The organism is Parvibaculum sp., assembly GCF_039973015.1.
Taxonomy (GTDB): domain Bacteria; phylum Pseudomonadota; class Alphaproteobacteria; order Parvibaculales; family Parvibaculaceae; genus Parvibaculum.
Genome location: NZ_JBDWLT010000008.1, coordinates 41,539 through 63,687, shown reverse-complemented (window position 1 = coordinate 63,687; position 22,149 = coordinate 41,539). Strand labels below are relative to the sequence as shown.

The following is a 22,149-nucleotide window of genomic DNA, read 5'->3' as shown; positions in this document are numbered from 1 at the left end:
GTGTCAGTCGAACGCATGGGAGCGGTTTTGCACATGGGGAAACATCGTCGTGCCTGGAGATGGTAACAGCGGCGCAGGACAGAAATTCACTCGCGGTCTCGGCGTACTGAAGTATCTGCGGGCCGTCCTAAGCCGCATCCTGCTCCATGTTTTTGACCGTGAAAAAGCGCGCCAGCTTTCAATGATCGAATGCTCGGGGCTCTTCGATGCAGCTTGGTATGCTGCCGAATATCCGGATGTGGCGATCAACCGTGTGGACCCGGTTCTTCACTACCTTGATTTTGGTGCCAGTGAGCTTCGCGATCCCGGCCCCTCCTTCAGTACGGCGTGGTACGTCAAAGCGCATCCAGATGTGTCGCTTTTTTCCCTCAATCCCCTCGTGCATTTTTTGAGATATGGCAGAAAGGTGGGGCTGAGCCCAGTTCGTCCAAGACATTATGTGCCGTGGTGGGAAGAGATTACCAAAGACCATCCGCCAATAATGCTGCGCATGAATACGATCGAAAGAATGGCCGCCACCCTTCCCCCTGCGCTGATAATCCCACTCTGCAGTGGAGAGGTCCGCATTGAGCGGTGTTTAACGTCGTTAAGGTCGGCTAGAGGTTTTGCCGCCAGGGTACTCATTGTGTTTGATGAGGCTGCTGCGGGATTTGCCACGGAACTTCGTGAGTTGACTAAAGACTTTCCGGGTCTCGAATTTCACGAAAACGCAAACGAGTTGGGCGCCGCCGGTATGATCAAGACGGGTGCGCAAATCGCTGGTGCAGCCGATCTGCTGGTGCTCGACCCGGCCTTCGCCGGCGCGCCTGGGTGGATGCGTAACATGCGGATCGCAGCATTCCGTGACGATAAAACGGGTGTCGCTGTCGCGATGGGAACGGAGTTCGCAGGAGGAGAGCCCTCGGCTGTTGCCCGGGCCGTTACGCAGTCATCCCCGCGTAAATATCCTTCCGCGTCGACTGGCCCGTTCGCGGCGCTCTATATCCGCAGGCAGTGTCTGGGTGAGATAGATAGAGGTGGTGAGACCGGCAGGGACGACGCACCCCCGCGCGACCCTCATGCCGCTCTTGCCGGGCTTGTCGAACGAGCGGCGCAGCGCGGATGGGGGTGCGTTGTCGACGATGCAACGGTTCTGCTTTCTGACGAGTGGAAGAAGCAAGAAATCGGAAATGCTCCTGCAAGTGACGTATTAATACGCAGAGCAACGCAGACGGCAGTCGCCAACCCGTCTTGCATCATGCCCCGTGCCCTCTTTGTCCTATCGACGAAACAAGGGGGAATACCGCAGACGAACCAGGATTTGATGACGGCGCTTTCCGGCCGCGTGGAATGTTTCGTGTTACACAGCAACGGATCGGCAATCTCCATTTCTTTCTTCGATGGCGAAGTCCTGGTTGAGCTTGAAAAACAGGTTCTCCGCACGCCTGTCGAGGCGTTTCCTCATCGCAGCTCTGCCTATGATGAAGCAGTGGCAGGCTGGCTGGTTCGGTATGCGATCGACCTCGTGCATATTCGCCATATCGCATGGCATGGGCTTGGTATTGCCGATGTAGCCAAGGTACTTGGCATTCCTGTCGTATTCTCCTTCCACGATTTTTATTCGGTCTGCCCGACGGTGAAGCTGCTCGACGAAAGTAATGTCCACTGCGCAGGCCGATGCACGGCTACGCCCGGTGAGTGTCGCGTGGAACTCTGGGACAGTGAAAACTTCCCTCCACTAAAGAACGAGGCAGTCTTCGATTGGCGCGCCAACATGCGGAGCGCGCTTGAAAAATGCGACGCTTTCATCACGACATCCGAGCATGCGCGAAGGCTTGTGGTTGATAGTTTCCCTTTCCTTGCTGAAAGGAGTTTTGGCGTCATTCCGCATGGTCGGGATTTTGAGAGATTCGGGACCGCCAGCGCACCCATCGTTCAACATGAACCTCTTCGGCTGCTGCTGCTCGGGGGGATATCCATCGCAAAAGGGGGGCGACTTCTTGAAGCTCTTGCGAAGCTCGCTCCCTCGGAAAATATCGAAATCCACGTGCTTGGCACGGTTTCCGGTGACATTGTCCTTCCGCAACATGTTCAGGTCCACGGGCCTTATCTACGTGATGAGGTTGTAGACAAGATCGATGCCATCCGACCCCATCTAGGTGCTGTCTTGTCGATTTGGCCGGAAACTTATTGTCATACTTTGACGGAACTTTGGGCGGCAGGTGTCCCGGTTGTTGGTTTTGATGTTGGCGCGGTGGGCGAGCGTATAAGGGAGAGCGGGGCAGGGTGGCTTGTTGAAATGTCTTCTCTCTCGCTTGCCAATTTCTTGCGGGAATTACGTCGACACCCGGAAAGGCAGGAGGAGAAAGTGTCTCAGGTGATTGAGTGGCAGAGGCGCGCCGTTCGTGAGAATAGTTGCCGCGCCATGAGTGATGCCTATTTTGATATCTACGGACAGCTCTCCTCCGATATGGCGAAGAGAGCTGGTCCGACACCCGAATAAAAGCAGGGCTAATCAGGCCGATGGTTGCACAATTATCAGTCTAAAGATTGTTATTTCACCCGCTCTTGGTAAAGGAACTCACGAATGGAATAGGATTTCATCTCAATGCTGAAGCCCGGTTCGCGAGGCGCCATGTAGTGTCCATTTTCGACAATGCAGGGTGTAACGAAGTGCTCGTGCAGATGATCGACATATTCGGCGACCCGGCCCTCATGCGTTCCGGAGATAGACAAATAGTCGATCATTGACAGGTGTTGTACATACTCGCAAAGCCCGACGCCACCCGCATGGGGGCAGACGGGTTTCCCGAATTTTGCTGCCATCAGCATGATAGCGAGATTTTCGCTCAGCCCGCCAACGCGTGCGGCGTCGATCTGCACAATGTCGAGTGCATCCATCTGCATGAATTGCTTGAAGACAATGCGGTTCTGGCACATTTCGCCTGTCGCCACTTTCACCGGTGAGATGGCCTTGCGAATTTCACAATGCGCAACGATATCGTCTGGTGATGTTGGTTCCTCGATAAACCAGGGGTTGAAACGCGCGAGCTCATTCATCCACTCGATGGCTTCGCTGACTTCCCAAACCTGGTTGGCGTCCATCATCAGCTTCGCATCCGGGCCTACCGCGTCGCGCAGAAGAGTCGCGCGGCGAATATCGTCGGCAAGGTCCCGTCCAACTTTCAGCTTGAAGTGGCGCCAGCCCTTCGCATAGGCCTGCCTTGCAAGGCGTCCGATGGTTTCATCGTCATAGCCGAGCCAACCGGCGGACGTCGTGTAGGCGGGATAGCCTTCTGCGAGCAATCTTTCGCGGCGGACGTTTTTGCCTTCTTCAGCGTGCTCCAGAATCCCAAGTGCTTCTTCCGGCGTGAGAGCGTTTGTGAGATAGCGGAAGTCGATGCAGCGAAGAAGTTCCGAAGGTGCCATGTCTGTGACGAGTTGCCAGACTGGCTTTCCCTCGGCTTTTGCCCAAAGGTCCCAGACCGCATTTATGAGCGCGCCGGTTGCGAGATGCATCACTCCTTTGTCAGGACCGAGCCAACGCAGCTGTGAATCACCCGTGACGAAGCGCCAGAAGGCAGCCATGTCGGAAACGATATCTCCGAGTGTCATTCCGGCAATTCGTTCCGTCAGCATGTCGATTGCCGCCGTGCAGAGATCGTTACCACGCCCGATGGTGAAAGTGAGGCCGTGTCCCTCAAGGCCGGGATGGTCCGTCTCAAGCACGAGATAGGCAGCTGAGTAGTCCGGATCGGCATTCATCGCGTCGGAGCCGTGACGCCCGCTCGACGTCGGAAAACGGATATCGGATGTCCGCCATCCCTTGATCCGGATTTGTTCGATCACCGAAAATCCCTTCTGTTAAGGTCGGTCCGCCGCTGTGTTGCGGATGCATGCGCAATAGATAGCGCGGCGGAGAGAGGTGTTTTATATGTATAATTCAGTTATCATATATAAAACTTTATGGTCAACGAGCTTGAGAAGCAGGGCGGCACGTGAGCGGTACGGGAAAAGCTAAGGTTAGGGCCGGGGCGTCGGCCAAGGAGGCAAAGGGTGCGCTGCGCTATTCGGCGCCGGCCTTGGAAAAGGGTCTCGATATTCTGGAGTTTCTTTCTGAGCGCGCCCGGTCTTATTCTTTGGCGCAGCTCGCCGAGGAGATGGGGCGTACGAAGGGCGAAATCTTTCGGATGCTCGCGGTGCTGGAGGCGCGTGGCTATGTCGAGCGCGAACCGGAGACCGATTACTACCAGGTCACCGATAAACTGCTTCGGATTGGTCTCAGGCGTCCCAAATATCGTGCCTTGACCGAGATCTCCCGTGCGGTGATGGAACGCTTTGCGGCAGAGACGCGCTATCCCTGTCACCTTGCCATTGCTTCAGATGAGCAGATCGTTGTCATCTCGCGCGCGGAGTCGCCTGATCTTGTTGGTGTTACGGTTCGCGTTGGCTATCGCCAGAAGCTGCTCGAAACGGGGTCAGGGAGATGCATTCTTGCTTATATGAATGAGGCACAGCGCGGGCACGTGCTCTCGATTCTTGAGCGGCAGCCAGGCGGCATTAATCACGCGGCACTTGAGGCTGAACGGGCGCAGATCCGCAGCAACGGCTTCATTTTGGAGGCCAGCCGCATCATGGAGGGTGTCTGGGACATTTCCTGTCCCATTCTCAGTACAGGCAATGAAGAGTTCGTTGCAGCGATCACAACGCCCTATGTGCGTCTCGTCATTAATCAGCTCAACAAGGAAGAGGTCGCGGCCCGGCTTCGCGAAGCCGCGGAAGAGATTTCCGCCCGGCTGAGCGTCGTCTGAACACCCCTTGATGTGGTTTCCTGCGCGGCAAGCCCCGGCTTCGCCGCGTTTTTCTTACCTTGACCCAAGGGCGCCACCAACTCTTTCGATTTACTCGTGAAATGTACTAGTGTATATAAAACACGGGAGGACGAAGAATGGCACTGGCAGATGTGCTCGGCTCGTCCGCGGGGAAGCTTCCGGCCTTGGGTTTTGGAGCGGCGCCGCTGGGCAATCTTTACCGTCCGTTGGCGGAGGAAGACGCGCGCGTACTGCTTCATGCAGCGTGGGGTGAGGGACTTCGCTATTTCGATACGGCGCCACTCTATGGCTTCGGCCTCAGTGAGCGGCGCCTTGGCGGTTTTCTTGGTGAAAAGCCCCGCGACAGTTTTCTCGTTTCCACGAAGGCAGGGCGTACTCTTGTGCCGAACAAGGATTGGCACGGGCAGCGAGATTACTTTATCGACGCTCCGGCGTACGAACCCGTCTTCGACTATTCCTACGACGGCATCATGCGCTCCTTCGAGGAGAGCCTCGAACGTATGGGCCTTGACCGCCTCGACATTCTGTTGATGCACGACATCGGTGAGAAGACTCACGGAGACGCGCACGAAGAGATGTTTCGCGTTGCGATGGATGGCGGATACCGCGCAATGGAGGAGCTTCGCCGTTCCGGCGCGGTCAAGGCGATCGGCCTTGGCGTGAATGAATGGCAGGTCTGTAATCTTGCGATGGATCGCGGAGACTGGGATTGCTTCCTTCTCGCTGGACGCTACACGCTGCTGGAGCAGGGAGCGCTTGTGCCCTTTCTCGAACGGTGTACGCGCGAAAACAAAAGTGTCATCATCGGCGGCGCATTTAATTCCGGTATTCTCGCAACGGGCGCAGTTGAGGGGGCGCGTTTCGACTACGACGCTGCTCCGGCGGATATCGTCGCGCGCGTTCGGGCACTTGACGACGCGTGCCGTGCGCATCGTGTGCCGCTGGCCGCGGCCGCACTCCAGTTTCCTCTCGCACATCCGGCGGTCCGTACGGTTATTCCCGGCTTTGGAAGCAAGCTCGAGCTTGACGAAATTCTGCAATGGAGTGCCGTTGCGATCCCCGCCGCCTTTTGGCTGGATTTGAAAAGTAAGGGGCTTATCGACGAACGTTCGCCGGTTCCCTCTGATGCTACCTTTATGGTGCTGCCATGAGGATAGACGCACATCAGCATTTCTGGCGTCTGGCAAACCCCTTCTGCAACTGGCCGACGCCTGCGGAAGATAAAATCCATACCGATTTTGAGCCTGCCGACCTGGAGGCGTTGCTGTCCGCGCACAGCATAACAGGTAGCATTGTGGTGCAGGCAGCCCCGTTTCTCGCGGAGACTCTCTACCTGCTTGACCTCGCGAACGAAGCTTCTTTCGTCAAGGGGGTGGTGGGTTGGATCGATTTTGCCTCATCGTCTGCGCTTGCCGATCTCGATGCTTTCGCCAGCTACCCCTTGTTTCGGGGCGTTCGGCCCATGCTTCAGTCAATTCCCGATACCAGATGGATGCTCAATCCGTCCTTCCACAGAATTTATGAACAACTGGCGAAGCGGAGCCTGACTTTTGATGCGCTTGTTCTCCCCGCACATCTTCCACATCTATCGGAACTCGCGGCTAGACATCCCGGTCTTTCCATCATTATCGATCACGCAGCAAAGCCCGCCATCCGCAACGGGATGACCGGTTTCGATGCGTGGGCTGCGGATATCTCGAAGCTTGCCGCACAAAAGAACGTGAGCTGCAAAATCTCGGGCCTGTTGACTGAAGCTGGACCCGGCGCGCGACTCGCCGACCTTCGGCCATGGCTCGAGCACATCTACGATATCTTCGGTCCCGAGCGCCTGCTCTGGGGCAGTGACTGGCCCGTCGTGCTGATGGAGGGGAGTTACGCCCGCTGGGTCTCTGTTTGCGAGGAATGGCTCGCGGATAAGCCCGAAAGATCGAGAGAACTGATTTTTGGAGAAACAGCGTGCAGGGTCTACGGCCTTGCCGGAGAGGAGCGCGACGAGCGCATCCATCTAATGGAGGGCAAAGGTCGTGGCGCGCATTGAGCATGCGGAAATCTATCTCGTTCCGCTGGAGCCGAAAGTCACGCGTTTCGACGCAATCCAGCAATTTGTTTGCCAGGAGACGGTGATCGTCCGCATCCATGATGTCGATGGTGCATTAGGGACAGGCTATAGCTATACGATCGGGACCGGTGGTTCTTCTGTCGTCGCGCTTCTTGCCGATCACCTCTTGCCGCAAATTGTTGGCAGGGAAGCGGAAGAAATCGAAGCGATCTGGCGCGACCTGAAATTCCATACTCACGCAACGACGGTCGGCGCAATCACCTCTCTTGCGCTCGCCGCTATCGACACAGCGCTCTGGGATTTGCGTGCGCTGAGAGCGAACCTGCCGTTGCATCTGCTGGCCGGTGGGGCCCGGACGCGGATTCCTGCCTACACGACCGAAGGCGGCTGGCTCCACCTGTCGAAGGAAGAACTGGTCGAAGATGCAAAACGGGCGCGTGCAGATGGCTTTCATGGAGTGAAAGTCAAGATCGGAAAACCTTCCGTGAAGGAGGACGTGCGTCGTGTGGCTGCCGTGCGTGAGGCGCTTGGCGATGATCTTGAACTCATGACCGATTGCAATCAGGTCTTCGCGGTGGACGAAGCAGTGCGTCGTGCGCGGGCGCTCCTCCCCTTTGATCTGGCGTGGATGGAAGAACCGCTCCCGGCCGACGACCTAGATGGTCACGTCCGGCTCGCTGCGTCGACATCCATTCCGGTGGCAGTCGGCGAGTCGATCTACGGTGTTCGTCATTTCCGGGATTATCTGCAGCAGCGCGCCTGCTCGGTCGTTCAGGTCGATTGTGCGCGCATCGGTGGTATCACCCCTTGGCTCAAGACAGCGCATCTTGCCGAATGCTTCAATGTTGCCGTCGCGCCGCACTTTCTTATGGAGCTTCACGTTTCGCTTGCGTGTGCCGTCACGAATGGCCGCTGGGTCGAATACATCCCGCAACTTGATGAAATCACGACATCACGCCTGCGAATCGAAAAAGGCGAAGCACTTGCGCCCATTGAGCCCGGTCTCGGTATTGCTTGGGATTGGGATGCGATCAGGGCACGGAGCGAAATAATGCATGCCATTCGCAAAGCGGCATGAGGGCGGGGACATGAGTGGAAAAATGCAGCGGATGGGAATGGTGATCGGGATCAAACCCGAAAAAATAGCCGAATATAGAAGGCTTCACGCGGATGCCTGGCCAGAGGTGCTGGAAATGATCCGTGCCTGCAACATTCGCAATTACACGATCTTTCTGCGCGAACCGGAAAATCTACTCTTCAGCTATTGGGAGTATGTCGGTACCGATTTCGAAGCCGACATGGCCCGCATGGCTAAACACGAACCGACACAACGCTGGTGGCAGCTCACCGATCCTTGTCAGTCACCGCTGGAAAGCCGCGCACCGGGCGAGAAGTGGACTGGGATGGAGGAGGTCTTCCATGCCAACTGAGATCAAGAAGACCGGGCGTCTTTCAGGAAAGAAGGTGCTCCTGACGGCCGCCGCGCAAGGCATTGGGCGTGCGACCGCACAGGCAATGGCACGCGAGGGTGCCTATGTTATTGCGACCGACCTTCGCGATGAGAAGCTCTCGGGCCTCGATGTTGCTGAGCACCGCCAACTCGACGTAACGGACCGGTCTGCGGTTTCCCGTCTGGCGGATGAACTGGGGCCGATCGATGTCCTCTTCAACTGTGCCGGCTTCGTCCATCACGGTACGATTCTCGATTGCGACGAGGCGGAGTGGGACTTCTCCATGGAGCTCAATGTCGCCGCTGCCTATCGAATGATCCGCGCCTTCTTGCCGGCCATGATCGAGGCGGGTGGTGGTGCCATCATCAATATGTCTTCTGTCGCTTCGTCGATCATCGGGGTACCCAACCGTTTCGTCTACGGCGCAAGCAAGGGGGCTGTCATCGGTCTCACCCGCTCGGTCGCCGCTGACTTCGTCGGGAAGGGCATCCGATGCAACGCCATATGCCCGGGCACCGTGGAAACACCTTCTCTGGATGATCGCATGCGCGCGCAGGGCGACTATGACGCGGCGCGCTCTGCCTTTATTGCGCGTCAGCCGATGGGGCGTATCGGCACGCCGGAGGAGATAGCAGAACTTGTCGTCTACCTTGCAAGCGATGCTGCCAGCTACATGACGGGTAGTGTCATCACCATTGACGGCGGATGGAGCAACATATGAAGCTCATGCGCCATGGAAGGCCCGGTAGCGAAAAGCCCGGCCTCATCGACGCTTCAGGGGGCATGCGCGATTTGTCGGGGGTGGTGCCGGACATCGGAGGCGAGGTGCTGCTTCCGGAAAGTCTGGCGAAGCTTGCTGCGCTGGATTCTGCCTCTCTTCCCGCCATTCCTGAAGGAACGCGCTATGGCCCCTGCGTGGCCAGCGTTGGCAAGTTTATCTGTGTTGGTCTCAACTATGCGGATCATGCCGCCGAGTCCGGCATGGAAGTGCCGGCTGAACCCGTTCTCTTCTTCAAGGCGACGAGCGCGATCTGCGGCCCGGATGATGACATCGTCATTCCGCGTGGTTCTATAAAAACGGACTGGGAAGTCGAGCTCGGCGTCGTAGTCGGACGCGAGGCGCGCTACATCGCGAAGGACGAAGCCCTTGATTATGTCGCAGGCTATTGCGTCATCAACGACCTGTCCGAGCGTGAATTCCAGCTCGAGCGTGGCGGCCAGTGGGTGAAGGGAAAGAGTTGCGACACCTTTGGCCCGATCGGCCCCTGGCTTGTCACGCGCGACGAAGTTCCGAACCCGCAGGATCTGGGTATCTGGCTTGAAGTGGATGGCGTCCGTCATCAGGACGGAAATACGCGCACCATGATCTTCGGCATCGCCGAGATCGTCAGCTACATCTCGCAATTCATGAGCCTTCAGCCAGGCGACATCATTTCGACCGGCACACCTCCAGGCGTCGGTCTCGGCATGAAGCCGAAGCCCGTCTACCTGCATGCGGGACAAACAATCCGACTCGGCATCGACGGGCTCGGCGAACAAAACCAAAGAACCGTCAGTGAAAGCGGCGAAGCACGCGAACCGGGGAAACGAAATGCAATATGAAGGTAATCTGGAATCGCTGAACTCGCGTCCGCTGCCGCAATGGTATGATGACGCAAAGTTCGGCATTTTTATTCACTGGGGTGTTTGGGCCATTCCTGGCTTTGCGCCGCATCTCGGCAACATCTCGGATGCCTTCAAGAAGGATTACAGCCGCGCAGTCGCCATGACGCCCTATACGGAATGGTATGCGAACGCGATCAAGGTGCCCGGCACACCCTCCGCCGAATTTCATGCGAAAGAATTTGGCAACCGGCCCTATACGGATTTCAAGCAGCCTTTCGAGGAGGGGCTGAAGCAGTGGGATCCAGACGAGTGGGCAGAAGCATTCCGTAATTCGGGCGCAAAGTATGTAGTGCTCGTCACCAAGCATCACGATGGCTATTGCCTCTGGCCGAGTGCGGTCGGCAATCCGCATGAAAAGAACTGGACCAGCGAGCGTGACATCGTGGGCGAACTTGCCCGTGCCGTTCGCGCTCAGGGTTTGCGCTTTGGTGTTTATTATTCAGGCGGCATCGACTGGACGTTCAATCGGGAACCTCTACGTACGCTTGGCGATTTCATCGGTTCAATGCCGGGTGGTGACTATCGCGCCTACGCTATGGCGCAGACCCGCGAATTGATCGAGCGCTATGAACCGAGTGTTCTGTGGAACGATATTTCCTGGCCAACCGGCTTTGACGAACTGCTCCAGCTTTTCGCCGACTATTATAACGCGGTTCCTGAAGGCGTCGTGAACGACCGTTGGGTGCATGAGAAGCTTTTCTCGAAGCTCATGCGTTACAGGCTGTCGCGACGTCTGTTCGACTACCTCGCGCAACGCCACATCCGGAAAAATCCGGATGCGGTAAGTGGCGCCATTCCGCAACCCATACCGCATAGCGATTTTCGGACCCCCGAGTACACGCGCTTTGACACCATTCAGAAGAAGAAATGGGAAGCGACGCGCGGCATGAGTCATTCCTTCGGTTTCAACCGCAACGACACCGATGCCGACTACTCGCCCGCTGAGACACTGTTGTCCGATTTCATTGACGGTGCCTCCAAGGGAGGGAATTTGCTGCTCAATATCGGGCCGCGTGGAACCGATGCCGGTATCCCAGCAGAACAGCTCTCGCGACTCAAATTCTTCGGTGAATGGCTGTCCGTAAACGGTTCGGCTGTCTACGGCACACAGCCCTGGCGCCGCAACGGTTCGGACAATTCGGACGCGGAGACGGATGGCGGTGTTCCTGTACGGTTCACGCGCAAGGGAAACGACATAAACATTATCTTTTTGGGCAGCCCGTCAGGCAGCACGTTGCGCCTGCGCGATGTTTCGCTCACGGGTGAGGGCAAGCTTCTTGATGATGGAAGTCCCGTCACACTGCGGCAGGAGGGGGAGGATCTGGTTCTCGAATTCAGAACACCCCTTGCAGGAAAATTTGCTCCAGCGGTGATTGTGACGACACGAGATTGACCGAAGCGCAAGTGAGGCGCAACGGCAGGAGGAAGATGGGGGCGATCCGTGCCGGAGGTGCGGCGTCCCGGGTTTAACGGGAGGAAGAGATGGAAAACAAGCTTAAGAAATGGCCCTCATCCAGGCGCAGTAGGTGCCTGTTGGCAGGTGTGCTGATAACGGCCGTCGGGACGGCCGCTCCGGCCTCGGCCGCAGACTTCAAGTTCGGCAATATCGACGTGAATTTCAAGTCGACCCTGTCCGCCGGTCTCGGTGTTCGTGTCGTCGATCCGGATTGGGGAAATATCGCCGTCAGCAACGGCGGTCGCGATGCGAACGTCGCCGCCGAGAACTTTGACGATGGCAACCTGAACTATAGGCGCGGCGATATTTTTACGGCCTCGCTGCGAATGCTGCATGAAATCGATATGCATCACGAAAATCTCGGTGCTTTCGTCAGTCTTTCCTATTTCTACGATGCGGTGAACAACAACGAAGAAAGCACAAGGCGCACGGATATTTCCAATGCGGCGCGCGGACAGGTCGGTCGCGGCTTCGATCTTTATGACGCCTATCTCTATGGCGATTTTGACGTCGCGGGTATGCCGCTCACGGTTCGGGCGGGTAATCAGGTAATCAACTGGGGCGAAGCGCTTTTCCGCTCCGGCGGTATCGGCCAGACCAATGCGGTCGATGTGAGCCGTCTGGTAACACCGGGTACGAACATTCGTGAAGGCTATCTGCCTTCGCCGATGCTTTATGTGAACGTGTCACCCTTCAGCAGCTTCGGTCTCGAAGCCTATTACCAGTTTATGTGGCGGGAAACGGAGCTCGTACCCGTCGGCACCTTCCACTCGACGGAAGATATTCTCGGTAAAGGCGCGCAAGGATTCTTCTTCGCAGGAGATCCGGGGGCTGTCGGCTATCCGGCGGCCATCGCGGGCGGTATTCCGAAGCTTGCGGATGACGAACCGAAGAATGGCGGCCAGTTTGGCGTTGCCGCCCGCTATTTCCTGGACAGCATCGCGACGGAAACAAGCCTCTATTATATGAACTATCACGCCAAGACGCCCTATCTTTCGGCCACGGGCGCCTGCCTTTTCAATCTCCCGCCCTGTCTTCTTGCCGTGCCGACAGGCTATTACGCGCACTTCCCGGAGGATATCGACCTCTACGGGGCTAGCGTCAGCTTCCCGCTCGGGCCGGTCGCGTTTGGTGCGGAAGTGGCTTACCAGCCAGACTATCCGTTGATGCTCGACGATGCGTTGACGGCCGCCACGAATGCCGCCTCGGCTTCCGGCACGACGGCGCGCGTGAATGGCGTTGCCTATGCGGACCGCTTGAACTACATCGCCAATGCTGCGGTTACCGTTGCCCCGAGCCTGCCCTATATCGGCTATCTGCCGGGCTGGATCGGCGCGGATACGATCGACCTTTATGGCGAAGCAAGCCTCGTCAGCTTTGACGAAGCGCCCGTAGGTGTCTCCGGTACGAACTCCGCTTGGGGTTTTACGACCGTTGCCAGCGCGGCGTACACAAACGTGCTGGTCTCGGGACTCAAACTCACACCGAGCATCAGCTTCAATGCTGACGTAAATGGCACGGCGCTTGATCGTTCGATCGGTGGCACGCCGGTGGAGAGCAAGCGTGCGCTTTCCGTCGGTGTCACGGCTGACTTCCGGTCGGTTTATTCCGCATCCATCAGCTACACCAACAACATCGGTGGCGGGTTGATTGCGCGCAACTCCGACCGCGATTTCGTCACGGTCACTGCGTCCTATTCATTCTGACCACAGGGTGGTCCGCAAAGTCGGACCGGGAGGAAAATAATGTCTGGAAGAAAGATACCGATGAGCGGCATTGCGGGTATCGCGTTGACGCTCGCTCTTGTGAGCAATGCCTTCGCGGCAGATGTAAGCGAATTGGGGAACTCTCTCACCCCCGTCGGGGCAGAACGCGCGGGCAATGCCGACGGAACGATTCCCGCCTGGACGGGTGGCGACGTCACTCCTGTATCTGGATGGAAGACGGGCGATCCGCGCGTCGATCTCTATGCAAATGACGCCAAGCTCTTCTCCATCGATGCCTCGAATGTCGACCAGTATGCCGACAAACTTTCGCCAGGGCAGATAGCCATCATAAAGCGCTATGACGGCTACCGAATGGATGTGTATCCAACCCGTCGCAGCTGCGGTTATTCGCAGGAAATCTACGACGCGACCAAGGCGAATGTCGGGAGAGCGAAGCTCAGCGAAAAGGGAGGGATTCTTGAAGGGCATGGCGGTTTCATGTTCCCGCTACCCGAAAATGGTCTGCAGGCGATCGCAAACTTCCGTACAGCCTTTAACGGGAAGCATACGAAACTCACCGTCCATATCACCACTTCGCAGACGGGTGGAAGCTTCTCCCACGATATCGGCGTCATCGACACCTACTCGCCTTACTACGAGAAGAATGCGCGTGAGATCGACGACTATTACATGACGAAGTTCATCTACAAGCAGATTGCGCCGGCGGCGTCGGTAGGTGGCATCATCATGACGTTGCAGCCCTATGACGATAGCAACGAATCCTGGGTCTACATTCCCGGTCTTCGTCGTGTGAAGAAGGCGCCGACCGCAAACTACGATACGCCGGGGAAGGACGACATTCGTACCTTCGACCAGACCTATATGTATAACGGTTTGCCGGATCGCTACGACTGGAAGCTCGTCGGCAAGAAGGAACTCTATGTTCCTTACAACGCATCGCGCCTGCGTACGGAAAACCTCGATATAGACAGCCTCATCACAGACAAATATCCGAACCGGGATATGGCCCGTTACGAGCTACATCGCGTCTGGGTGGTCGAGGCAACAGTCAAGGATGGCTGGCGCAATACGTTCAGCAAACGTGTTTTTTATATCGACGAGGACACCTGGACCCCGCTGGTTGCAGATCTCTATGACACGAAGGGCAAGCTCTGGAGATTCCAGGAGAATCATATCTTCATGGCGTCCGAAATCCCGGCATGTGTCTCCGCGGGCGATTTCTATCACGACCTCAATGCCGATCGGTATGTGGCCGACAACTTGGTCGTGAAGTCTGCGGATGCCAACTACACGGCAGAAGATATCGTCGATAACGACTTCTTCTCGCCGGATTCAATGCGGCGCTACGGACGTCGCTAGGTAATAGGCGAACCCTCCACGGGTCGTTAACTCGGCCCGTCTAACTCCGGCCGCAGTGGAAACATTGCGGCCGGCCCTTTTTTGGGCGCGATCGGGATGAACGGACGGAACTCATGACGGAGCGTATCAGTAACGGTAACCTACGCCTGAAGACACGACAGCTCATCGGCTATGGGCAGTTCATCGTGCCACTGGCGATCATTGGGCTGCCTATCGCTATCTATATTCCGCCTTTCTATGCGGGCACGTTGGGGCTCGATCTCGCAACTGTCGGCTTTATCCTCATGATTGCGCGACTGAGCGATGTCGTGACCGATCCGCTGATAGGTCTTCTCAGTGACAAGACGCATACCCGTATCGGGCGGCGTCGGCCATGGATTCTTGCCGGTATTCCGCTGCTTGTCCTCTCCTCCTTCATGCTCTTCAACCCGGCGAACGACGTTGGCAACCTCTACCTTCTCTTCTGGATATCGGCGATCTATCTCGCTTTCACACTCATCGCCATTCCCTATGTCGCCTGGGGAACGGAGGTTTCGAGTTCTTATCAGGAACGCAGCCGTATTGCGGGTACGCGTGAAATTTTCATGCAGGTCGGTCTTCTGACCGCCATCGCGATTCCGCTTGTTTATAGCGTTGTGAACGGTGCTTCCGAAAATACCGCGTCCAGCCGCGGCGCGATGTCGTGGCTTGGCTGGTCGACGGTTTTTCTTGTGCCCCTTTGCACCGTCTGGCTCTTCTCCTCGCTCGGAGAGCCCCCTCGACCGGCTGTCACCTCCATGCCGTTCGGCCGGGGGTTCCGGATCGTGCTGAAAAATGGGCCCTTCCGCGTCCTGCTCATTGCGTCCATGTTCGGGGCGCTCTCTTCTTCGGTTGGGATGGGTGTCGGCATTCTGTTTTTCGAACATGCGCTCGGCCTCGGCGCGTATGCCCCGCTTCTTATTTTTGTGACATTCGTCTGCGCTATCCTCGGCGCTCCGTTTTGGGTTTTTCTCGGCGGCCGCGTAAGCAAGCACCGTGCGCTTGCAGGCGCCGCCGGTACGAGCATTCTGGCCTTTGCCTTTGTTCCGTTCATCGTTTTATGGGTAAAGCCGACTGTGCCTGAGTTCGTCTTGCCAGCTATGCTCATCATCGTCGTGGTGCAGGGCGCCGCCAGCAGCGCGGGTTCTATCCTCGGCCTTTCCATTCTTGCCGATATCAGCGACATCGACACGCTGAAAAGCGGTGAACCTCGTGCCGCATTCCTCGTCTCGTTTCTCGGCATGGTCAGAAAGATTTTCGAAGCGGTTGGAATTGGCCTTGCGCTTCCGGTCCTCGCTTGGGCTGGCTTCGATCCCAGGCAGACAACGCATGGTGAGGGCGCCCTGAATGCGCTGATCGTCGTCTATTGTTTCGTACCCCTGATCTTGTCCTTCTTCTCCATGGTCGCGATCTGGAACTATCCGGTCAGCCGCGATCGGCAGGCCCGTCTCAGCGCAGGCCTTGCACGCCGTATTGCCCGGAGAACGACAGAGTAGGCGCGCTGCCAGGAGAACCTGTCTTCTCCTGACCTGGCAGCAGCTCGGACGTATTGGCCCAGTAATCAGGCGTATGGAGGCAAGACACAGAAACGGGGAAGGGCGAGGTTCGAAACCTGCGTTCGGCGGTCAATCGTGGCCACCGCGCACCGAGCGAACGGAGCCCGCCTTGTCCTATCCGAATACCTTGATTTTCGTCGACCTCACCTCTGACGACCCTGCCGCCTGCGCTGCCTTTTATGCGGATGTGTTCGGCTGGGAGAACGACCCGCGCCCCTATGGCGTGTTCCACCGTATGGTGCCGGGCGGCAATGCACTGAACCCGGATGGCAGCGAAAGCCAGATTGGAAATTTCCATATCGGCATCCACAACGCCGCCAACACGCGCCCGCATCCAGATGCGGATGGAGTGGAGCCCCGTTTCGTGGCTGGCATGGGCCGCAAACCCCGGCTCTGGATTCTGGTCAGCGCCGATGACAGCGTCGGGCGGATTCTTGCCGACGCCGAAAAGCGTGGTGCGGAAATACTTTGGCGCGACCACTACTGGAAAGAGTTCAATGGTCTGAACCACGCCTTCCGCGATCCTTGGGGAAACGAGATCGTGCTCTGGCGCAAGGGGGGCGAGAACCCGGAAATTCCCGATCACTACACGCGCGAATAGAGGGCTTCAGACCGGGACGAGTTTCGAAAGCTCGCCCGGCCCCTCGCGGGTGACGCGAAGCCGCTTGAGGCTCGATGGAGTGTAATCGCGGGAGCGAACGGTCGAGACCGCCCTGTAGTCCGCTTCGATGGCCTCCGCGGTAATTTCAAGCAGGATGAAGCCGCGATGCCGTGTCTCGCAATAGACGATCTCGGGCACATCGCGCAACAGCGTTTCCTCGGCAATGTCATAAACGCGCGGGTCGGCAGCGAGATAGTCGTAGCCGCCCTTGGAGCTGACGCTGCTGGTGCCGAACTCGACGCCTATGCGCTTTCCGCCGGGTGTTTCGCGAAGATCGTTCGCCCAGAATTGGTGCGAGTCGCCCGTGAGAACGACAAGGTTGGCTTCTGCTTCGCGCACCGCCTCATAGAAGCGCTGACGGGAGGCCGGATAGCCGTCCCAGGCGCCCGGGTTGATAGGCAGGCGGAGCTTGGTGCGTTCAACCCAGCGCCGGGTATATTCATTGTCGCGGATCGCAGGTTCTATAACCTCGGGAGGGAAGGCGACCGTATAATCGGGCGCATCCATGCGCGCCATGATGACCTGGTTGCCCAGAACCTGCCATGGCACGTTCTTCGCTCGCGAGGTCTTCAGCTCTCCGGCAATCCAGTCCATTTGCTCATCCCCGAGCAATTTGCGCTCCGGGTTACCGAGCACCTCCTCGCGAAAGCGAGCGAGATCGGGCTTGTACGCGTAGCCTTCCGCCAGGCCGGTATCGGCCCATTTCCGGACCGTGCCGTAATCCGTCATCGCCGTGCCATCGCTCTCGCGCCATGGCGTTTTAAGCCATTCGATCTGCGAGGCCGGAAGCGACGCGGCTGCTTCTGCGCTCAGGGGCACAGGGGTTTGCGGATCCGAAACGTCATAGGCGGTCTCGAAATAGACCATGTCGTCTTCGTAGCTCACCTCGTCGCCGCGCGCGGCGAGCCTCGTTTCGATGAGGTGGAGCGTCGCGATCTCTCCCATCTCGTACGTCCGGTGGAGGCGGTAGAAGGCCTCGCCCGGGCCCGGGTCGCGCATCGGCATCCATTCGAAATAGGCGCGGAGCGCCGCATCCCGCCGCGTCTCCCATTTTCCCTCGGTGTCTGGCTGATGGTTCTGCGCGCCGCCGGCCCACGAATTGTTCGCCGTCTCGTGATCGTCCCAGATGGTGATGAAGGGCGCAGCGGCGTGCGCCGCCTGCAGATCGGCATCGCGGCGATACTGGGAGAAACGTGTGCGATAATCCTCGAGCGTCACGATCTCGTGCGGGGGCTCCTGCTCGCGGCCAATCTCCTTCGCCTCGGGGCCACCATAGCCGTCCGGCCCGTATTCGTAGATGTAGTCACCCAGATGGACGATGGCATCGAGGTCCGGCTCCTTCGCGAGCTCGCGATAGACATTGTAGAAGCCGAAACCGTAATGCGAGCAGGAGATGACGCCGAGACGAAGCTTTGTCGCATCCTTCGCGGCGAGCGTGCGCGTGCGGCCGACAGGCGAGACCGTTTCGCCGGAGAGAAATCGGTAGAAGTAGCTCTTGCCAGGTTCGAGACCGCGCACATCGACCTTGACCGTATAATCGCTTGATGGCTTGGCGGGCGCCTCTCCTTCACTCACGATTTCGTCAAAGCCTTCGTCTTTCGCCACCTGCCAGAGAAGCGACACCTCGGCGGTAGTGGTAGCGCGGGTCCAGATGATGACGGCTGTCGCTTCGGGGTCACCGCTGGCAACGCCGTGAAGAAACTCGACGGGAACAGCCGGTGTCTCGGAGCAGCCGGATGTGCCGATAAGCGCGGCGCCGCCTGTAAAGGCAAAACCCTTCAACGCATCGCGGCGTGTTGGTCGGAAACTCATCGCTAAACCCCCGGAAAGACGGCAGACCTATGACACCAGATCGCCCATTGTGGGCGACGGAGAGGAGGATTTCAGGCTCCTGCGCGCACGGAAACTTGGCTTTCTTTGTCCCGTGCAAATTATTGAGCGGTTTGGCCACAGAACAGGCAACCCGCCCGGTCTAGGATGGTGCGGATTGCACCTATCCGGGAGCCGCCGCATGAGGGGCCAGGTTTTATGTGTCGGACGTAACAGTCTCGATCTTGTCTTCAGCGTCGATCTCGCGCGTCTGCAGCCCGACAGCAAGCAGCGCACCAGCGACCCCGCCTTGCTTGTCGGCGGTCAATGCGTAAATGCAGCGGTAACGCTGGCAGGTCTCGGCTGCGCGGTAGCTTATGCGGGCGTTATCGGTGACGACGCGGCGGCGGCGCGTGTGCGGGCCTTTCTTGAGAAGCGCGGTGTCGATTGCAGCCCAACCGAAATCGCGCACGGTATGGCGGCTCCTTGTGCCTATATCATGGTGGATGGGGCGACAGGCGAGCGCAGCATCGTGGAAACGGCACCGCCTGGCTTTCCATCTTTCTCTGGAAGCATAGCGGAAGCTCTTTGGGGCCGGACGCTGAGTGTCTATTTCGACGGGCATGAAGTGGAAGCGTCCATCGCGATTGCCATCGAGGCGGCGCGCCGGGGGATACCGACTTTGACCGATGCTGAAGTGCTGACAGACGCCACGCGAGAGCTATTGGCGCGCGTGGATACAGCGATCGTACCTCGCGCCCTCGCGGCCGATCTCGCCGGTTCCAGCGCACCGGAGGACATGCTTCGCGCGCTTGCCGAACTGGGTGGCACGGCCCATGTCGTCACTATGGGGGGAGAAGGTGCGGCGGGTGCGATTGCGGGCGAGGCGGTCCATTTTGTTCCTGCCTTTGGCTGCACGGCCATCGACACGACAGGCGCGGGCGATGCATTTCACGCAGGTTTTTTGTTCGCCGATCTTGCCGGCGCGGCTTTTCCCGATGCAATGGCTTTCGCTGCGCGCGTCGCGGCGGCGGCCTGCGAGGTGAAGGGCGCCAATCTCGGCGCAGACAGGCTTGCGGCACTGGCCGCAGCCTTCAATCGAGAAACATCGATTTCCGAATGATGGCGTGAACGCCCCAGTTGCCGTCCACAACCTGAGTGATACCGAAATCGACGGCGACTGAAATGAGCGAGATTGCTTCATCTTCGCTCAACCCCTTCGTCGTCATCAGGAAACGGCGCGTCTTCCTGAAGGCATCGCGCATTGCCATATCGACCGATGCTTGTTTGTAGACCTCGCTCTGCGCTTTCTTGCCCAGCTCCTTTAGATAGTTCGGATGGGCAAAGCCGGTGATGACCCATTCATCTTCTGTCTCGATCAATGGGTAGTCGAGATCGAGCAGCTTGCCCCCGTGATCGCGCTTCTTGTGCAGCACAACCTGGAAGACACCGGTCAGCGAACATTCGATGGCCGTGCCGCAAAGCTCGGAATCGCCTTGCGATGCATGTGGGTCGCCGACGGAAAGCAGACCGCCCGGAACCGAGACGGGCAGGAAAATGCGTGAGCCCGCCCCAAGACGCCAATTGTCGATATTGCCGCCGAAATAGGCCGGCGGAACGGAATCGACAATGCCCCAATGATCGGGTGCAAGCGCAACCACGCCGAAATGAGCCCGCAGCGGGATTTCGATGTTCTTCAGGACATCGAAATTCTTTTCGATGGTTGTGTGGTCGACGGGAACACCCGGATAATCGATCGTCTCATGAACGATGCCAAAGGGATCGGTCTGCGGGGTCCAGCGATAATTGTAGACGGCGCGGGCCACGTCGTGTTCATCCCGCTTCTCGATCTCGTAGATCGTTATGACCTCGCGTGGCGTCGGCGGTGTCAGAAGCTCGTTGTAGTGAAAGCCCCACCACGCGGCGGCATTGCTGCCGAAATAACGGCCCTCGAAACGCTGGCTCGCGCTTGGGCGGGGATGTATGTCGAGAATACGAAGTTCGACGATGTCTCCTGGTTTCGCATCCTGGATGGCTATGGGGCCAGTGCAGATGTGAACGCCGAAACCTTCGCCAGGCCCGCGCCCGTAAGTAGACGCATCCATAGGCCCTGCGCCGCGCCTGTCGACATTCTTTCCGTCTTTGGTCCAGTGAAAGACGCTTTCGGCGCCAGGATCGTTCTCGATCATGCGCTCGTAATCATCATAGGCGTGTTGCGTCAGCGTTTCGATGGTGACGAAGTCGCCGGAACGCATTTCAAGGACGGGCGGTAGAAAACGGCTGAAATATCCCCAGTGAACGGTCTTTGCAGTAACGGGAATATAGTGGTGACGCGCGCCATCCTCGGATAGCGGCACAGGAATGGAGGGCGTTTCGGCATCGATGAGCGGTGCTTCGAGAACAAGTTCATCGGCTTCCGCGCCGTCTTCGCCGCCGGAGGGCACAGGCCGCTCCTCGCGGGCGCCGCTATCCGGACGGCCGCGCGTTGTGACCCAGGGGTGGAGTTGCTGCTGGTTGCCGGGCGCGGCGCGGCGATACTCGCGCGGGGAGACGCCATACTGATCGCGAAAAGCGCGGCTGAAATGGGCGGCGTCGTTGAAGCCCCAGCGGAAACAGATATCGGAAATCGAAAGCTGACCGTGGATGGGGCTTTCAAGATCATAGCGACAACGCTCCAGTCGGCGGTAGCGGATATAGCGAATGAAGCTCTGGCCAACGGATTCGAAAAGCTTCTGTACATAGCGGGGCGAGATGCCGTGCGCTTCGGCGATATTGGCGAGGGAAAGCTCCGGGTCGCCGAGCTGGGATTCGATGGTCTGGCAGATGCGGTGGAGCAGGGCAGCGCGTACGCCAGCGGCGCCGCCCAGTGCGCGGGTGTCCGCTTGGCGGAAAATGCCCGCCATGAGAAATTCCGGAAGCGCGAGCTCAATGGGACGAAGCTGGTCGACGCTGAGGTCTTCAAGGGCTTCCGCGACGGAGGCAAGAAAGCCCGCCAGCACATGCCCGATCCCTGCCCGGCCCGAAAGGTGGATCACCTTTGTCGGCAGGGGTGCCATCAGGCGTGGCCGGAAAGCGGCGCGGGGAATATAGATGATGACGACGCGACAGAAGGTTTCGAGCGTGAAGGTGGTGCGTGAACCCACAGCCCCATAAACGATATCGCCCGCCGTTGCTTTCAGGTCGGTACCGCCATCGTGAAAGGTAATGTGCCCTTCAAGAAGTGAAGCAACCCAGACACCGTCTTTACCGGCGGACTTGTTCAACTCGTGAATGGCGCTGATGTCTTGCGGTGTAGAGATGAGGCGCGTGAAACTGATGCCGGACTGCGAGACAACCGCCGACATCAAGCCATAGGCGCCATCCTCTGTGTCATGCCCTGTCGGTTTGAGAGCGAGGCGTTCAAGTGCCTCCTGCCAGGCTTCATAGCGATCCTGCTTCGGGTAAGCCTCGGTTGAAAATCTCCATGCATCCATGCGTCCGCACACACTCCAACAACGCGACGGCGCGGATTGCCGAAAAAACGATCCGCTGCCTGCCGCAAATATGTGCAGTTCGAAGGGCTTTACTGGTCCAACAC

Annotated in this window: 17 protein-coding genes; 14 read left to right on the top strand and 3 right to left on the bottom strand. The window is 58.2% G+C overall.

Annotated elements, in window-relative coordinates; genetic code table 11:
- The first annotated feature begins 49 nt into the window (after positions 1-49).
- On the top strand, positions 50-2,482 hold the full coding sequence (locus ABJO61_RS06495; protein ID WP_348324303.1) for a glycosyltransferase: 2,433 nt from the start codon (positions 50-52) through the stop codon (positions 2,480-2,482).
- Between the two features lie 50 nt (positions 2,483-2,532).
- Here ABJO61_RS06495 and ABJO61_RS06490 read toward each other — a convergent pair whose 3' ends face one another.
- Entirely contained in the window at positions 2,533-3,828 is a 1,296-nt protein-coding gene (locus ABJO61_RS06490) for an L-fuconate dehydratase (RefSeq protein WP_348324305.1), read from the bottom strand.
- A gap of 149 nt (positions 3,829-3,977) precedes the next feature.
- Here ABJO61_RS06490 and ABJO61_RS06485 point away from each other — a divergent pair, with 149 nt between their 5' ends.
- The 12 genes from ABJO61_RS06485 (at position 3,978) to ABJO61_RS06430 (ending at position 16,703) form a co-directional block, all read left to right on the top strand.
- The gene (locus ABJO61_RS06485; protein ID WP_348337098.1) at positions 3,978-4,790 is read left to right on the top strand and encodes an IclR family transcriptional regulator; all 813 of its coding nucleotides are present in this window, start codon (positions 3,978-3,980) and stop codon (positions 4,788-4,790) included.
- A 137-nt stretch (positions 4,791-4,927) separates the two neighbouring features.
- Positions 4,928-5,962: an aldo/keto reductase gene (locus ABJO61_RS06480; protein WP_348324309.1), complete on the top strand. Its 1,035-nt coding sequence runs from the start codon at positions 4,928-4,930 to the stop codon at positions 5,960-5,962.
- Positions 5,959-6,849, top strand: coding sequence for an amidohydrolase family protein (locus ABJO61_RS06475; protein WP_348324311.1), 891 nt, complete (start codon positions 5,959-5,961; stop codon positions 6,847-6,849). The genes ABJO61_RS06480 and ABJO61_RS06475 overlap by 4 nt, the downstream gene beginning before the upstream one ends.
- Positions 6,836-7,948, top strand: coding sequence for a mandelate racemase/muconate lactonizing enzyme family protein (locus ABJO61_RS06470; protein WP_348324313.1), 1,113 nt, complete (start codon positions 6,836-6,838; stop codon positions 7,946-7,948). Before ABJO61_RS06475 ends, ABJO61_RS06470 begins: the two co-directional genes overlap by 14 nt.
- A 22-nt stretch (positions 7,949-7,970) precedes the next feature.
- Positions 7,971-8,300: an L-rhamnose mutarotase gene (locus tag ABJO61_RS06465; protein ID WP_348324406.1), complete on the top strand. Its 330-nt coding sequence runs from the start codon at positions 7,971-7,973 to the stop codon at positions 8,298-8,300.
- Positions 8,290-9,042 carry an SDR family oxidoreductase gene (locus ABJO61_RS06460; RefSeq protein WP_348324315.1) on the top strand — a complete coding sequence of 251 codons (753 nt, stop codon included), beginning with the start codon at positions 8,290-8,292 and terminating at the stop codon, positions 9,040-9,042. The genes ABJO61_RS06465 and ABJO61_RS06460 overlap by 11 nt, the downstream gene beginning before the upstream one ends.
- Complete coding sequence (locus ABJO61_RS06455) at positions 9,039-9,923, top strand: fumarylacetoacetate hydrolase family protein (RefSeq protein WP_348324317.1); 885 nt, start codon at positions 9,039-9,041, stop codon at positions 9,921-9,923. The genes ABJO61_RS06460 and ABJO61_RS06455 overlap by 4 nt, the downstream gene beginning before the upstream one ends.
- Positions 9,913-11,379, top strand: coding sequence for an alpha-L-fucosidase (locus tag ABJO61_RS06450; RefSeq protein ID WP_348324319.1), 1,467 nt, complete (start codon positions 9,913-9,915; stop codon positions 11,377-11,379). The genes ABJO61_RS06455 and ABJO61_RS06450 overlap by 11 nt, the downstream gene beginning before the upstream one ends.
- Before the next feature lie 89 nt (positions 11,380-11,468).
- Entirely contained in the window at positions 11,469-13,148 is a 1,680-nt protein-coding gene (locus ABJO61_RS06445) for a DUF1302 domain-containing protein (RefSeq protein WP_348324321.1), read from the top strand.
- 39 nt (positions 13,149-13,187) lie between these two features.
- On the top strand, positions 13,188-14,528 hold the full coding sequence (locus tag ABJO61_RS06440) for a DUF1329 domain-containing protein (protein ID WP_348324323.1): 1,341 nt from the start codon (positions 13,188-13,190) through the stop codon (positions 14,526-14,528).
- Positions 14,529-14,641: 113 nt separating this feature from the next.
- Positions 14,642-16,042 (top strand): MFS transporter, encoded by a 1,401-nt coding sequence (locus ABJO61_RS06435; RefSeq protein ID WP_348324324.1) that lies wholly within the window; start codon positions 14,642-14,644, stop codon positions 16,040-16,042.
- A 169-nt stretch (positions 16,043-16,211) separates the two neighbouring features.
- Positions 16,212-16,703 (top strand): VOC family protein, encoded by a 492-nt coding sequence (locus ABJO61_RS06430; RefSeq protein ID WP_348324326.1) that lies wholly within the window; start codon positions 16,212-16,214, stop codon positions 16,701-16,703.
- Positions 16,704-16,709: 6 nt separating this feature from the next.
- On the opposite strand, the gene ABJO61_RS06425 is transcribed toward ABJO61_RS06430, so the two are convergent.
- On the bottom strand, positions 16,710-18,575 hold the full coding sequence (locus tag ABJO61_RS06425; protein WP_348324328.1) for an alkaline phosphatase D family protein: 1,866 nt from the start codon (positions 18,573-18,575) through the stop codon (positions 16,710-16,712).
- A gap of 199 nt (positions 18,576-18,774) precedes the next feature.
- On the opposite strand from ABJO61_RS06425, the gene ABJO61_RS06420 reads away from it, so the two are divergent.
- Positions 18,775-19,695: a PfkB family carbohydrate kinase gene (locus tag ABJO61_RS06420; protein WP_348324330.1), complete on the top strand. Its 921-nt coding sequence runs from the start codon at positions 18,775-18,777 to the stop codon at positions 19,693-19,695.
- On the opposite strand, the gene ABJO61_RS06415 is transcribed toward ABJO61_RS06420, so the two are convergent.
- On the bottom strand, positions 19,667-22,045 hold the full coding sequence (locus ABJO61_RS06415; protein WP_348324332.1) for an acetamidase/formamidase family protein: 2,379 nt from the start codon (positions 22,043-22,045) through the stop codon (positions 19,667-19,669). The genes ABJO61_RS06420 and ABJO61_RS06415 overlap by 29 nt on opposite strands.
- Positions 22,046-22,149: the final 104 nt, after the last annotated feature.